At 72.7% G+C, this 14521-nt stretch carries 13 protein-coding genes; 7 read left to right on the forward strand and 6 right to left on the reverse strand.

The genetic code is table 11. From position 1 onward, the window contains the following. Window positions 1-55: 55 nt before the first annotated feature. The 6 genes from PS467_RS35875 to PS467_RS35900 all read left to right on the forward strand — a co-directional run bounded on the left by PS467_RS35875 (window position 56) and on the right by PS467_RS35900 (window position 5557). The gene (locus PS467_RS35875; protein ID WP_311038716.1) at window positions 56-802 is read left to right on the forward strand and encodes a FadR/GntR family transcriptional regulator; all 747 of its coding nucleotides are present in this window, start codon (window positions 56-58) and stop codon (window positions 800-802) included. A gap of 157 nt (window positions 803-959) precedes the next feature. Next, on the forward strand, window positions 960-1745 hold the full coding sequence (locus PS467_RS35880) for an SDR family NAD(P)-dependent oxidoreductase (protein ID WP_311038717.1): 786 nt from the start codon (window positions 960-962) through the stop codon (window positions 1743-1745). Between the two features lie 78 nt (window positions 1746-1823). Next, window positions 1824-2969, forward strand: coding sequence for a galactonate dehydratase (dgoD, locus tag PS467_RS35885; RefSeq protein WP_311038718.1), 1146 nt, complete (start codon window positions 1824-1826; stop codon window positions 2967-2969). 34 nt (window positions 2970-3003) lie between these two features. Beyond that, the gene (locus tag PS467_RS35890; RefSeq protein WP_311038719.1) at window positions 3004-3672 is read left to right on the forward strand and encodes a bifunctional 4-hydroxy-2-oxoglutarate aldolase/2-dehydro-3-deoxy-phosphogluconate aldolase; all 669 of its coding nucleotides are present in this window, start codon (window positions 3004-3006) and stop codon (window positions 3670-3672) included. Between the two features lie 50 nt (window positions 3673-3722). After that, entirely contained in the window at window positions 3723-4652 is a 930-nt protein-coding gene (locus PS467_RS35895; protein ID WP_311040065.1) for a sugar kinase, read from the forward strand. A 32-nt stretch (window positions 4653-4684) separates the two neighbouring features. Then, window positions 4685-5557 (forward strand): SMP-30/gluconolactonase/LRE family protein, encoded by an 873-nt coding sequence (locus PS467_RS35900; RefSeq protein WP_311038720.1) that lies wholly within the window; start codon window positions 4685-4687, stop codon window positions 5555-5557. A 74-nt stretch (window positions 5558-5631) separates the two neighbouring features. Here the strand turns inward: PS467_RS35900 and PS467_RS35905 are convergent, their stop codons facing one another. The 5 genes from PS467_RS35905 to PS467_RS35925 form a co-directional block, all read right to left on the reverse strand. Continuing rightward, window positions 5632-6906, reverse strand: a complete 1275-nt coding sequence (locus PS467_RS35905; protein ID WP_311038721.1) for a DUF4380 domain-containing protein — start codon at window positions 6904-6906, stop codon at window positions 5632-5634. A 147-nt stretch (window positions 6907-7053) separates the two neighbouring features. Then, window positions 7054-8121: a zinc-dependent alcohol dehydrogenase family protein gene (locus tag PS467_RS35910; protein WP_311038722.1), complete on the reverse strand. Its 1068-nt coding sequence runs from the start codon at window positions 8119-8121 to the stop codon at window positions 7054-7056. Window positions 8122-8178: 57 nt separating this feature from the next. Continuing rightward, window positions 8179-9525, reverse strand: a complete 1347-nt coding sequence (locus PS467_RS35915; RefSeq protein WP_311038723.1) for an MFS transporter — start codon at window positions 9523-9525, stop codon at window positions 8179-8181. Window positions 9526-9725: 200 nt separating this feature from the next. Next, the gene (locus PS467_RS35920; RefSeq protein WP_311038724.1) at window positions 9726-10979 is read right to left on the reverse strand and encodes an SLC13 family permease; all 1254 of its coding nucleotides are present in this window, start codon (window positions 10977-10979) and stop codon (window positions 9726-9728) included. 110 nt (window positions 10980-11089) lie between these two features. Continuing rightward, window positions 11090-12211 (reverse strand): PrpF domain-containing protein, encoded by a 1122-nt coding sequence (locus PS467_RS35925; protein ID WP_311038725.1) that lies wholly within the window; start codon window positions 12209-12211, stop codon window positions 11090-11092. Between the two features lie 166 nt (window positions 12212-12377). On the opposite strand from PS467_RS35925, the gene PS467_RS35930 reads away from it, so the two are divergent. Next, window positions 12378-13331: a LysR family transcriptional regulator gene (locus PS467_RS35930; RefSeq protein WP_268975868.1), complete on the forward strand. Its 954-nt coding sequence runs from the start codon at window positions 12378-12380 to the stop codon at window positions 13329-13331. Between the two features lie 166 nt (window positions 13332-13497). Here PS467_RS35930 and PS467_RS35935 read toward each other — a convergent pair whose 3' ends face one another. Next, a complete protein-coding gene (locus PS467_RS35935; protein WP_311038726.1) occupies window positions 13498-14511 on the reverse strand; it encodes a zinc-dependent alcohol dehydrogenase family protein in 1014 nt (337 codons plus the stop codon). Window positions 14512-14521: the final 10 nt, after the last annotated feature.

The raw sequence follows: 14521 nt of genomic DNA on the forward strand, positions 1-14521 counted from the left end.
TGCGGCGCCTCACCCCGCGCGCCCCGGGCGCGCCCGATGTCAAGGAGATGGCGGCATGGCGGCCTACAGTGCCCGAGGCGTCCATGGACAGGTGGTCCAGTCGCTCGGAGCGCGCATCGTGGGCGGCGCCATGCCCGAGGGCAGCACGCTGGATGTGCGGGCCCTGGGGGAGGAGCTCGACGTCAGCCTGACCGTCATGCGCGAGTCGCTGAAGGTCCTGGCCGGCAAGGGACTCATCGACGCGCGGCAGAAGCGGGGCACGTTCGTCAGGGAGCGCAGGCACTGGAACCTGCTCGACGCGGACGTCATCCGCTGGCGCGTCGACGGGGGCGCCGGCGAGGAGCTGATGCGGGACCTCGCGGACGTCCGCTCCATCATCGAGCCCGCGGCCGCGCGCCGCGCCGCCCTGCACCGGACGGACGCCGATCTCGGCACCCTGGAGGCGGCGCTCGAGGCCATGGGACGGGCCCGGGTGGACTCGGCCGAGGCCGACGCCGCCGAGGCCGACGCGGCCTTCCATCGCGCTCTTCTGGCGGCCACCGGCAACGAGATGCTGGCCCGGATGGACCTGCTGCTCGAACCCGGCCTGCGGGAGCGTGACCGCCTCGTCCACGCGCATGCCTCCGTCGATGACCCCGTGCCCAGTCACCGTGCCGTCTTCGACGCCGTACGCGACCGAGACCCGGTCCGGGCCGAACTCGCCATGCTCGACCTGCTGGCGAAGGCTGTCGAGGACCTGGGCCGGCTCGCCGGGCCCACGGCCGCTCCGGCGGGGCGCGGGTCCTCCGGCGAGGCCCGCTGATCCGGCGATCGCCGTGCGGCCGGTCTCCTGTGATCGGCGCCTCAGTCGGGTGCCTTGGCATCACCCAATAATTCATATTTAATGATGTCGCTGGGTCGGCCGCGTTCCGTCGGCCGATCCCGCCCACCCGTTCGCGCCGCAGCCTTCGGAGCCGCCCATGCCCTCCTCGTATCCGCAGCCTCCCGGGACAGCGCCTCGTTTCGACGGACGGGTCGCCGTGGTCACGGGAGCGGCCGGCGGAATCGGTGCCGCGATCGCTCGGCGGCTCGCGGACGAGGGAGCCCGCGTCCTCGTCGCCGACATCGACACCGCCGAAGGGGAACGCACGGCCCGTGCCATCCGGGACACCGGCGAAGAGGCCCTCTTCCACCCGACCGACGTGAGTGACGAGGAGTCCTGGGCCTCGGCACTGGAAACCGCGCACCGCGCGTACGGCCCGGTCTCGGCCCTCGTCCAAGGCGCCTACGCCGTGCGCGTAGCCCCCGCCCACGACACGACGCTCGACCAGTGGAACCAGCAGCTCGGCGTCACGCTCACCGGCGCCTTCCTCGGCTTCCGGGCCTGCCTGGACGATCTGCGCGCCACCCGCGGCAGCGCCGTCCTGATCTCCTCGGTCCACGCCCTCGTCGGACTGCCGGGCCGCCCCGCCTACGCCTCCGCCAAGGCCGGACTCACCGGCCTGGCCCGCCAGTTGGCCGTCGAGTACGGGCCCGACGTACGGGTCAACTCCCTGCTGCCCGGACCCGTGCTCACCCGCGCCTGGGACGGCATCGGCGAGGAGGACCGGCGGCGCAGCGCGGAGCAGACCGTGGCCGGCCGGCTCGGCAGCCCCGAGGAGGTCGCCGGGGCCACCGCCTTTCTGCTGAGCGACGACGCCTCCTTCATCACCGGCAGCTCGCTGGTCGTCGACGGTGGTTGGAGCGCCTACAAGACCTCTTCCTGAAGCGCGCCCGCCCCGCGGGGGACGCCCGTGCCCGGCACCCCGACCGGCCGGCGGTGCCCGGCCGTACCAAGGAGAAGCATGAAGATCACCCGCGTCGAGACCTTCGCCGTGCCGCCCCGCTGGCTGCTGTGCCGCGTCGAGACGGACGACGGCGTCGTCGGCTGGGGCGAGCCCATGGTCGAGGGTCGCGCGGCCACCGTCCGCACCGCCGTGCACGAACTGGCCGAACTCCTCGTCGGGCGGGACCCGCTGCGGATCGAGGACCACTGGCAGACCATGACCAAGGGCTCGTTCTACCGTGGCGGCCCGGTCCTCTCCAGCGCGGTCGCCGGGCTGGACCAGGCACTCTGGGACATCGCCGGCAAGGTCTACGGCGCCCCCGTGTACCAGCTGCTCGGCGGTCCGGTACGGGACCGGGTGCGGGCCTACACCTGGGTCGGCGGTGACGAGCCCACGCAGATCGCCGAGGCCGTGCGGGAACAGGTGGAGGCCGGATTCACCGCCGTCAAGATGAACGCCAGTGGGCGGATGAACCGGCTGGCGACCACCCGTGACATCGATGAGGTCGTCTCCCGTGCCGCCGCCGCGCGCGAGGCGCTCGGTGACGACCGGGACTTCGCCGTCGACTTCCACGGCCGGTTCACGGTCGCCAACGCCATCAAGGTGCTCCCGCACCTGGCCCCTTTCAACCCGCTCTTCGTCGAGGAGCCCCTGCTTCCCGAGTACACCCACCGGCTGCGCGACCTGGTCGCGGCGTCCCCGGTGCCGCTGGCCACCGGAGAACGCCTGTACTCGCGTACCGATGTGCTCCCCGCCCTCACCGCCGGGGTGGCGGTCGTCCAGCCCGACCTGTCCCACGCGGGCGGCATATCCGAGGTGCGCAGGATCGCCGCGCTCGCCGAGACCTTCGACGTACTCCTCGCGCCGCACTGCCCGCTGGGGCCCGTATCGCTCGCCGCCAGCCTCCAGGTCGCCTTCACCACGCCGAACTTCCTCATCCAGGAGCAGAGCATAGGCATCCACTACAACGTGGGCGCCGGTCCGCTGGACTACCTGGTCGACACCACGCCGCTGCGCTTCCACGACGGCCACCTGCCGCGGACGGCGGCCCCTGGCCTCGGCATCGACGTGGACGAGAAGGCGGTCCGCGCCGCCGACAACACCGTCGCCGACTGGCACAACCCGCTGTGGCGGCACACCGACGGCTCCTTCGCCGAGTGGTGACCCCCGCCCGTCCCCGACCTTCCTGGACCTCAACGTGAACCGCCCGCACACCGTGAACGCCGACACCTTCCCCGCCGTGCTGCGGCGCACCCGGCTGGCCGCCATCGTGCGCGGCTCGGACGCCGATGCCGCGCTGCGCACGGTCCTGGCCCTGCTGGACGAGGGCGTGGCCCTCGTCGAGGTCTCCCTCAACACCGCCGACGCCCTCGGCGTCATCCGCCGCGCCGTCGCCGAGGCCGGCCCCTCGGCCCTCATCGGAGCCGGCACCGTGCTGACCGAGGACGACGTCGCCCGTGCCCGGGAAGCGGGCGCGAGCTGGATCGTGACCCCCGCGCTCACGGAATCCGTGGCGGCCTCGGTCCGCGCCGGACTGCCGGTCCTGGCCGGCGCCCTCACTCCGACCGAGGCCGTAGCCGCCCGGCGGGCCGGGGCCGACGCCGTCAAGCTGTTCCCCGCCTCGATCGGCGGCCCCGGCTACCTGAAGGCCCTGCACGACCCCTTCCCCGACCTGCCCTTCGTGCCGGTCGGCGGCGTGGACCTCACCAGCGCCGAGCGGTACCTCGCGTACGGCGCCGTCGCGGTCGGTGTCGGCTCGCCCGTGGTGGGCGACGCCGCGCACGGCGGTGACCTTGAGGCCCTGCGCGCACGCGCCCGCCGCTTCGTCACGCTCTGCGCCCACGACGCCCACCAGGGGGAGGCGTGACCACCACCCCGGACAACGCGCCCGTCGACGTGCTCACGTTCGGCGAGACCATGCTCGCCGCGCAGCTGCCCGGACCGCTCGCCGTCGGCGCCGAGGCCCGGACCACCATCGCCGGCGCCGAGTCCAACGTGGCCATCGGCCTGGCCCGGCTGGGCCACCGGGCCGCCTGGGCGGGCCTGGTCGGTGACGACGAGCCCGGCCGCCTGATCCTGCGCACGCTGCGCGGCGAAGGCGTCGACACGACCCACGCCGGGGCCCGTCCCGAAGCCCCCACCGGCGGCATGCTCCGCGAGCGGCGCGTCGCCGACCTGGTGCGCGTCCACTACTGGCGCAGCCACTCGGCCGCCTCGCTGCTCGCCCCCGCCGACCTCGCGCCCGCCCTGGACGCCGGCGCCCGCGTCCTGCACCTGACCGGCGTCACCTGCGCACTCGGCCCCGGCCCGCTGAAAGCGGTGCGCGAGGCCGCCGCCCACGCGCACGCCCACGGCTGGACCGTCGCCCTGGACGTCAACCACCGGCAGCGGCTCTGGACGGTCGAGGAGGCGGGCAGGGCGCTGCTCCCGCTGCTGCCGCACATCACCGTCCTGATCGCCTCGGACGACGAACTGCCCGTGGTGACCCACGCCCTCGCCGACCGGCCCGAGGGGGAGGAACGGGCCGTCGGCGCGCTGCTGGACGCCGGAATACGCGACGTGGTCGTCAAGCGCGGGGGAGCGGGGGCCGCCTTCCGTGACCGGGACGGCTCCCGGCACGCCGTGCCCGCCCTGCACGTGCCCGTACGGGACACGGTGGGGGCGGGTGACGCGTTCTGCGCCGGTTATCTCTCCGGGCTGCTCGACGGACTGCCACCGGAGCAACGCCTCGCCCGCGCCAACACGCTCGGGGCCTTCGCCGTCGCCTCGGACGGCGACTGGGAGGGGCTGCCCCGCCGCGACGAACTGCCCCTGCTCGCCGCGGCCCCGGGGACCACGATCCGCTGACCGCCGCCCACGACCACCGGGAGCGCCTCACCATGACCGACCTGACGCCCATGGAGCCATCGGACCGCCTGGAACTCGGCGAGGGCATCCGCTGGGCCGACGGCAGGCTCGTCCTCGTCGACATCCTCACCGGCCGTCTCATGACACCCCGCCAGGACGGCACCGGCCCGCTGCGGACCCTCGCCCGGCTGGACGTCCCCCTGGGCGCGGTCGCCCCGGTCGCCGGCCGGCCCGGCGCCTGGATCGCGGCCGCCGGCACCGGCGTCTGCCTGCTGCGTCCCGGCACCGCTCCCAAGTGGCCGGCCACCCCCGAGCGGGACGCGCCGACACGCATGCGCATGAACGACGGCTGCGCCGACCCGTATGGCCGGTTCTGGGCCGGGAGCATGGCGTGTGACGGGACACCGGACGCGGGTTCCCTGTACCGGGTCGGCCCCGATGGCACGGTCACGCGCGTCCTCGGTGGCATCACCATCCCCAACGGCCCCGCCTTCGACCGCGACGGCACCACGATGTACCTCGCGGACAGCGCCCGCGGTCTCGTACGGCGCTACCCGGTGGACCCGCGCGACGGCGACCTCGGAGCGGGCGAGGAGTTCGTCCGGGTCGAGGACGGCAGCCCCGACGGCATGACCGTGGACGCCGAAGGCGCCCTGTGGACGGCGGTCTGGGGCGCCGGCGAGGTCCGCCGTTATCTGCCCGACGGCACACTGGGGACCGTGCTGCGCCTGCCGGTGGCCCAGCCCGCGGGGATCTGCCTGGGCGGCGACGACGGACGCACCCTCTACGTCACCACGGCCCGCGTGGGACTCCCCGCGCCCGGACCGCTCGACGGCGCGGTGTTCCGGGGCCGGGTCGGCGTGCCCGGTCCGCCGGCGGCCGCCTACGGGCCCCCGGCCATCTGACCGCCGTACGCCCGCACATCTGTGCCCGGCACCATGGCGGACCCATGGTGCCGGGCACAGATGTGCGGGGCCGGTCAGCCGGCCGCCACCGCGACCGATCCCAGGACGTCCCGCGCGCAGCACACGTCCAGGCGCACACCATCGGGGTCGGCCGGCACCCGGGCGTCCAGGACCAGGGGCACGCCCGCCGCACAGGTGCCCAGTTCACGCCGCCGGCGCACATGGCCGGCCGCGTCCCGCAGCAGCAGGACCGCCGGACCGCTGCCCGACGGTACGCACACCCCCGTCACCCTCCCCTCGGCGCACGTCAGTGGCTCGCTCCACCAGGCGTGCCGGCCCACCGAGGTCACCGCGCCGAGACGGGGGCCCAGCGCCATCGTGCCGTCCAGGTGGGCCGAGTCCCCGGGAGCCAGCTCCCGGTAGGGGCCGAGCGCCTCGCATTCCACCACCCGGTGGCTCGGCCGCAGACCGCCGAGGTGCTCCAGCGGCGCCCGTAGCGGATGCTCCATCCAGACCTCGGCCCGCGAACCGCCGTCCGGGTACGGGGCGGTGGGGTCGACGGGGAAGCGGTAGGTCCAGGTACCGGCCGGGCCCACGTGGGCGATCCACCCGGCCGCGTCGGGGAAGCCGACCTTGCCGACGACGTCCTGTGCCGGGACGTGCAGGAGGTCGCCGTGGCGCTCGACGCGCGGCCGTCCGGTGCCCGCGACCAGGTCCACGGTGTCCGGCGCGCCCGATCCGGCCGTCCCCAGCCAGACACCGTCGCCCGGCCGCCGCGCGGGGTGGCCCGGCAACTGGGTGACGTTCCACAGGGCCCAGCGGACGGTCCTCGCCGAGACGTTCCGCGCGGTCAGCCGTACGGCGACGTCGCACCGGCCGGACACCATGGAGATCCGGCGGATCAGCCGCAGCCCGGTGCGCGGGTCGTCGCCGCTGGTGAGGGTGGCGTCGGCGCGTGAGCCGTCGTCCGCCACGGTCACATCGCACGCGTACGCCCCCGAGTCCAGGACAGGGTCCGGCGGGCCCGCCCATTCCCCGGGTCCCGACCAGCCCTGCGGGGCCGGCCACGTCTTGTCCCCGCCCCAGTTGCGCCAGGCGGACATCGGGCCGTCGTGCGGGCCGACGGCCCGCGGGTCACGGGCGTTGAGCGCGTCGTCGAGGAGGTCCGGGTTCCGGTGCAGGAACTCCCGCCCGTCACGGACCGCCGACAGGATGCGGCCGCCCAGCGCCGGCGCGAGGACCAGGCGGATCAGGCCGTTGTCCACGTCCACGACCTCGTGCCCGGCGCGGGCCCGGCGGACGACGCGGACCCGGCCTGCGTCGGCGCGGTGTGCGGGTGTGCTGCTCACAGACGTGCTCCTCGGGGAAACGGAACCGGACGGCAGGGGGAATCCACTGCCGTCCGGTCGGTGCGGGCAGGGGGAGAGGCGGTCCGGCGCGCGGGGTCGGTCCTCGAAGACGGTCGGTCCTGGAAGACGGTCGGTCCTGGAAGACGGTCAGTCCTCGAAGACGAGGCAGACCTTGCCCGCGGCGCGGCCCGCCGCGGCCTGGTAGGCGCCTTCCGCCTCGGCGAGCGGGAAGCGGTCGCTGACCAGGCGCTCGGGGTGCAGTCCCTGCCGGGCCAGCAGCTCGGCCAGCCGGGTCATGCCCTGGACGGAGGTGACCCAGGAGCCGGAGATCAGCACCTGCTTGTGGAGGACGTCGTCCGAGACGTCCAGGGTCATCTGCCCGCCCTCGCCGACGAGGGCGAGCCGGCCGCGCACCCGCAGGGCCTTCAGGGCGAGAGAGCGGGCCGCGGGGTGGCCGGAGCAGTCCACGGCCGCCTCCACACCGGCGCCGCCCGTCAGCTCCAGGACCCGGTCCAGTGGCGCGGCGGAGGAGTCGAGCACCTCGTCGAACAGCCCGAGGGAGCGGGCCCACGCCATCCGCTCGGGGACGACCTCGGCGCCGTACACGGTCCGCACGCCGAAGGCCCGCGCGACCAGCGCGGCGGCGGCGCCCACCGGGCCGAGCCCGGTCACCAGCAGCCGGTCCGCGCCGCTCAGCGCGATCCGGGAGAGCGCCTCGTAGACCGTGCCGATGCCGCAGGCGATGAACGCGCCGTCGACGTACGTCAGCGGCTCGGGCAGCGGCACGCAGGTGTTCTCATCGGCCAGGAGGTAGGGGGCGTGACCGCCGTCGCGCTGCCATCCGTAGGCGGCGCGGGACTCGGAGGTACAGCCGATGAAGTAGCCGCGGGCGCACTCGTCACACTGGCCGCAGCCGGAGATGTGGTAGACGGCCACGCGGTCACCGGGCTTGAGCCGCTTGCAGCCGGGACCGACCTCGATCACCTCGCCGGCCGGTTCGTGGCCGGCCACGACGTTGTCGTACCGGGCACCGCCCTCGCCGATATGACCGTTGTAGATGTAGTGGATGTCGCTTCCGCAGATCCCCGAGGCCCGGGTGCGCAGGACGACCTGGCCGTGGCCGGCCCGGGGGCGGGGCGTCTCGCGCAGGTCGACGGTGCCGTCGCCGGGCAGGAAGGCGCCGGTCATCGTGGCGGTGCTGGTGTGTGTGCTCATGATGTTCCTCGTTGTTCCGTACTGCGTGCGGGCGGGCCGCCGGGGGACCGGGCGGGGTCAGGACGACTGGAGGTCCTTGTGCGCGGCGGGGGCCACGGGGACGGCGCCACGGGCGCGGCGCGCACCCGGGTCCTCGGGCACGTCCAGGTAGCGCCAGGTGAGCAGGGCACCGGCCAGGTACATGCAGATGTAGACGATGACGACGCCGGTGTGGCCCACGAGCGGGTCGACGACGGAGTACGTCAGCGGCCCGACGAAGGTGGAGAGCCCGGCGGCGAGGCTGTAGATGCCCATGGCGTTGCCCTTGTCCTCCTCGGGCACCAGGGACGGCAGCAGCGCGGACAGCGGGATGTATCCGGCGAGCATAATGCCGTAGACGACCGTGGCCAGCAGCGCCACCGCGTAGTTGCCCGGCGCCAGTTGGGGCACCCAGTAGACGAGCGCCACGCCGAGCGCGCAGCCGACGCCGCCGGCCCAGGCGATGGTGTCGCGCCAGCCCAGCCGGTCGCTGAGCCGGCCGAAGAAGGGATCGGCGAGGATGCCGATGACGCCCATGAAGGTGACCAGTGCCAGGTACTTCGACTCGCTGATGCCGATGTCGTCGGTGAAGAACGACGGCAGGAAGACGAAGAACCCGAAGTAGGGCGTCGTGTTGATCATCCGGACCAGCGCGGCGATCCCGGTGCGCGGGTGGCGCTTCAGCACGCTGACACCGCGGAGCAGTTCGGACCGCGGGGAGAAGTCCGGGGCCGTGGTGTCGACCATGGGCCGTGCGCCGCGGGCCTCCCGCACGGCGAAGGAGCCGATCGCCGCGCCGACCACGACCAGCGCCAGGGAGAGCCAGAAGGTGGAGTAGGCACCGACCAGCGGAATGCTGACGGCGGCGATGGCGGAACCGATGGTCGGCAGACCCGCGCTGTAGGCGAACCAGAACCATCCCGCGGCGGACCCGCGCAGCTCCTTGCGGGCGGTGAGCTGGATCCACAGCAGGAACGCGTAGGCGAACAGCGGATAGGCGATGCCACGCAGGCCGTAGAAGACGTAGACGAGCACCTGGTGGTGGCTGGGGAGCGCCGCGGTGAGGAAGAGGACCTCGAACACGATCCAGAGGGCGGCGCCGATCCGCATCACGCGGCGCGGTCCCCACAGGTTGGACAGGGCGCCGGAGAGCCAGGAGCCGATCGCGACGAAGGCGCCGTAGACGCTGATGACCAGACCCGCGCCGGACGAGGTGAAGCCGGTGTCGCGCAGGTACGGCTCCAGGTAGTTGGACTCGACACCGTCACCGATCATGAAGATCAGGACCGCGACGTATCCCCACATCAGGGGGCGGGGGATGCCTATGCGTTCCACCCAGGGCAGCGCGCTGCGCGGCACCGTCGGCGCGCCGGGGGCTGTGCTCATCGAAGTTCCTTCCTGGGGCCCGGGACAGGCCGGGGACGTAGCCGGAAGCGGCAAGCGCAGCCATTAAATATGAATTAATGTGGGCTTTCAATGGTGGTGCCGGTCACATGGCGCGAAGCGGTCTGCCGGTGGGGGAACGACGAGCGGGCACCGGGCGCCGCGGGGGCGCCCGGTGCCCGCAGGGGCTCCGACCGTGCCGGTCAGGAGAAGGGGAGGACGAGGGCTCCCCAGGCGACGACCGGACCGATCGCGACGATGCCGCCGGTGTAGCCGATGACCTGCCGGTAGAAGCGGCGGGTGTCGACTCCGCGGGCGTTGCCGAGGACGAGGGCGCCGTTGGTGGAGAACGGGGAGGTGTCGACGATCGTGGTGGACACCGCCAGGGCGGCGACCAGTCCGGCGGCGCTGAGGTGGCTGGAGAGCAACAGCGGCGCCGCGAGGGGGATGATCGCGGTGAGGATCGCCGTGGAGGAGGCGAAGGCCGAGGTGATGGCCACGGTGAAACACAACACCAGGGCGACGATGAGCGGGGCGCCCAAGTTCGCGGCGTGTTCGGAGACGGACTCGATGATGCCGGCCTTCTCCAGCATCGCGATGTAGGTCATCATGCCCGCCACCAGCAGCAGCGTGGACCAGCTGATGCCGTCCACGGCCTTCTCCTGCCGTTTCATGTCCACCAGCGCCAGCACCGCGCCGGCCACCAGGGCCAGGAAGCCGATCTCCAGGTGGAAGCCGAGCGCACCGATCACCAGCGCGAGCAGACAGACGAGGGTGAGCCACTGCCGCCAGTCGAGCCTGCCGGACGCGACGGGTGCCTCCCCGTCGGTCTCCTCCTGCGCGTTCTCGGCAAAGGGGGCGGGGCGCTTGGCGAGGAACACGTACGTGAGGGCGGACAGCAGCAGGTTGATCGCGAAGCTGGCGGCGAAGAGGGTCGCGGGCGCGACGTGCAGCCTGGTGTCGTCGACGAGACCGAGGACCAGGGCACCGGAGACGGCGAGCGGGGAGAACGCGCCCGCGTGCCCGCCGCTGATCACCATCATCCCGGCCACCAGCGGATTGATCTTGTACCGGTAGGCGAAGTTCATCGCGATCGGCACCAGGAGGGCGACGGCCGCCGGGGTGAAGGTGCCGAACGCCGTGAGCGTCGCGGCGACCAGGAAGAGGACCCAGGGGATCAGCGCCACCTTGCCGCGCACCAGCCGTACGCCGGCGGCGACGAGCCAGTCGATGGTGCCGTTGCGGCGGGCGACGGAGAACAGGTAGGTGACGCCGACGATGGTCACGAAGAGGTCCACCGGGAAACCCTCGAAGATCTCGTCCTCGGTGAGGCCGAGCGAGGCGGTGCCGACGGCGAAGGTGGCGACGAAGGCCAGGATGCCCAGGTTGATCGGCAGGATGGTGCCGACCACGAACATCACCAGCAGCGCGCCTATGGAGATCACTTCAGCAGACATCATTGTCCTTGGTGCGGTGGGGACGGGGGTGCGCGCTCCCGAAGGCGCGAGGTTAACCCGGGGACGGGGGTCATCGACAGGTTCTGGGGAGGGGTGACGGTCGTTCCGGTTCAGGCCGCCTGTGCCCGGCCAGTCCGGGGTACGTAGATCCGGGCGTCGGCGAGCAGACGTGCGGCCCGCTGCACGGTGACCCGGCCCGGCAGGCCGTCCCGCAGGTCCGAGCAGCGGACCGCGACCACGCCCGCGGGGGTGCCCAGGCGCAGCCAGTCGCCGGTCGGTCCGCCCGCGGCCCGGAAGACCACGGAGTCCTCCAGCAGGCCCGCGGTCGCGACGGCGACGGCGGAGGTCAGACCGATGGCGGGGTGGGGGGCGTTCATGGTGAGCATGCGCACCGAGACGTCGTAGTCCTCGGCGGCGACGGCCTCACCGAGCGTCGTCGTATAGGGGACCGGCTCGCCGACCAGGCCGACCTTGGGCACCGCGTCGCCCGGTGCCTGCCCCGGTTCGAGCAGTCCCATCAGCGGCGCGGCGGTGTGCCGGACGGTGCGCAGCCAAGGGGTGTGCGTACGCATCTGCTCCAGCGTCTCGGAACCGGTGCGGGCGGCACTGCGGGCGTCCACCAGGACGACCGGGGCACCGGCGTCCACCATGCTCACCAGCACCGGGTCCGCGGTGCCGACCTTCAGTTCCTGTGCGGCCTGCCCGGTGGGCAGAAGGTGGCCGGTGGTGCGGCCGGCCGGGTCGAGGAAGGTGAGGCCGACCGCGACCCCGCCGGCCCGGGTGCCCGGCACCGTCTGCTCGCCGAAGTCGTGCACGAGGCCACCGGTGGTGTCCACGAGCCCTTCGAGCACCGCGCCGGTGTTGATGTTGCGCATCGTCACCCGGGTGCGGTCGCCGGTGATCGGCACCAGGCCCTTCGCGACCGCGTACAGGGCGACGCCGGTGGCGCAGTTGCCGCAGTTGCTCGTCCACTCGACCGTCCCGGTCCCGATGCCGACCTGGGCGAACAGGTAGTCGATATCCGTACCGGGCTCGGGGGAAGCGCTCACGACCGCCGCTTTGGAGGTGGTGGGGGTGGCTCCGCCGACACCGTCGAGTTCCACCGGATCGGTGGAGCCGTAGGCGGCTACCAGCAGCTTTTCCAGCTCGCCACGCTCGGCGGGGACATGGACCTGGTGAAACAGCCAGCACTTGCTGGTGCCGCCGCGGACCAGCGTCGCGGGAGTGTGCACGTCGGGGGCTCTTTCTCGATCAATCAAGGGAAGGACCGGGAACGGTTACGGGCGCATTGCCGACTCATGAACCGTTCCGGCGAACGCGAAGACCTTCGCAGAGGCGTGCGTTCGGCACAATGGCAGATCGCTTCACCATGGTTTAGCTCAGCTAAACTCGGGCGCCATGTTGAACGTGCGCCGTATGCTCCTGCTCACCGAGGCCGCCGAGCGCGGCTCGCTCACCGCCGCGGCGGAGGCGATGGGCATGACCACCTCGGCCGCCTCGCAGCAGATGTCGCTGCTGGAGCGGGAGGCCGGGCAGCCCCTGATCGAGCGGCTGCCCCGTGGTGTCCGCCCCACCCCGGCCGGTGCCGCGCTGGCGGAGCGCGGTCAGACGATCCGCCGCGAACTGCGCGCCGCCCAGGCGGATCTGGAGTCGTTCGCCGACCTCGACCAGGGCACACTGCGGCTCGGTTCGTTCCCCACCGCGAGCGCCTCACTCCTGCCGCTGGCGCTCACCCGCTTCCGCCGCCGCCACTCCGGAGTCCGTATCGAAGTGCGCGCCGGGGTCCGCGCCGAACTGTGCGAGATGCTGCACACCGGTGAGGTGGAGCAGGCCCTGCTGTGGGACTACAGCTGGAGCCGCCTCGACGACCCCGCCCTGACGCTCACCCACCTCCTCGACGACCCCACGGTGCTGGTGGTCCCCGCGGACTCGCCCCTGCGCGCCCATGCTTCCGTGCGGCTGAGCGACCTCGCCGACCAGGAATGGATCATCCGCGCCGACAACCACCCCGTGGCCGACGTGCTGCGCCGCAGCTGCCGCCAGGCCGGCTACGAACCGCGCATCGCCTACGCCTCGCACGACTACCAGGAGGCGCAGGCCATGGTGGCCGCCGGGCTCGGCATCGCGCTGGCGCCCCGTCTCGCCCTCACCAGCCGCCGCAGCGACGTACGCCTCCTTCCCTTCGCCTCCGACGTGCCCGCCCCCACCCGCCGCGTCCTGCTCGCCCGCGCCCAGACCCGACCCGCCACCCCGCCCGCGGAAGCGATGGCCCGGGTCCTGGACACGGTGGCGCACCGGTTCGCGGCTTCCGGCCTGCACCGGACTCAGCTGGGAGCTGTCCGACGGGGCTGACCGGACCGCGCCGGAACGACAGTCCGGAGACGAGGGAGGCCGGTACCGACAGGGAGTAGGTGATGGTGTTCTCGGCCTCGACGAAGGTCGGTGCGGGAGCACACTATGAGCCGGCTCCCGTTCACCCCGCCATGAACCACCTCCCGATGACCTGTGAAGACGGACCCTAGAAGAGGAAGACGCCTTTGCCACCGCGCTGGTGGTCGAACGTGGCGTACGCGTCCTCGGCCTCGTCGAGCCGCCACTGGTCGGTGAACAGGTCGGAGACCGGGAGCTCGTGCCGGGCGGCGAAGTCCACGCAACGCGAGAGTTCAGGGATGGACAGAGTCCACGACGTCATGATGGTTGCCTGCGTGGGGAGGAGCCGCGTCACGTCAACCTTGAAGCTCCCACCGCCGAGTCCGACGAAGCAGGCCCGGCCCCAAGTGGCAAGGGACGACAGAGCATCGGCAGCACCCTGTTCGCTGCCCGATGTCTCCAGCACGTGGGAGGCCCCAAGACCGTCGGTAAGATCTCGGATCGTTTCGTCGACCGGGGTGGTTCGCGGATTGACAACGTCCGCCGCGCCGAAGTGACGGGCCATGTCCAGGCGGGAGTCTTCGACGTCCACAGCGATGACCCTGGCACCGAGGGCACTGGCGATCATGGTCGCTGACAGACCGACGGGGCCCTGGCCGAACACCGCGAGGTTCGAACCGGACAGGTCCCCGAGCCTGCGCAGGGCGCCCCATGCAGTCCCGGTGCCGCACCCGAGCGCCGCGCCCGCATCGAACGTCAGAGAGTCCGGGAGCCTGACGAGGGTGACGGCTGGTACCAGCATGTACGACGCGTGCGACCCGTGTGCGTCGGCGCCGTATCGCACCGTGCCGTTCCGACACAGTTGGAACCAGCCCGACCGGCACTGATCGCAGACAGTGCAGCCGGCGTAGTGGTGAACCGTCACCCGGTCACCCACACGCCAGAGTCGAGCACTCACCCCCGGCCCTACTGCCGCGACGATGCCGGAGGGTTCGTGGCCGACGATGCACGAAGGCGGGGTGGCCGACCGGTATTGGTGGAGATCGCTTCCGCACAGTCCGGATGCCATGACCTGGATGACGACCTCGCCGGGACCCGGTGTCGGGTCGGGGAAGTGGCCCAATGCGAGAGTGCGGTCTCCCAGGAAAGTGAGTCCCTGCATTGATCTGCCT

It is taken from the genome of Streptomyces luomodiensis (assembly GCF_031679605.1).
Taxonomy (GTDB): domain Bacteria; phylum Actinomycetota; class Actinomycetes; order Streptomycetales; family Streptomycetaceae; genus Streptomyces; species Streptomyces luomodiensis.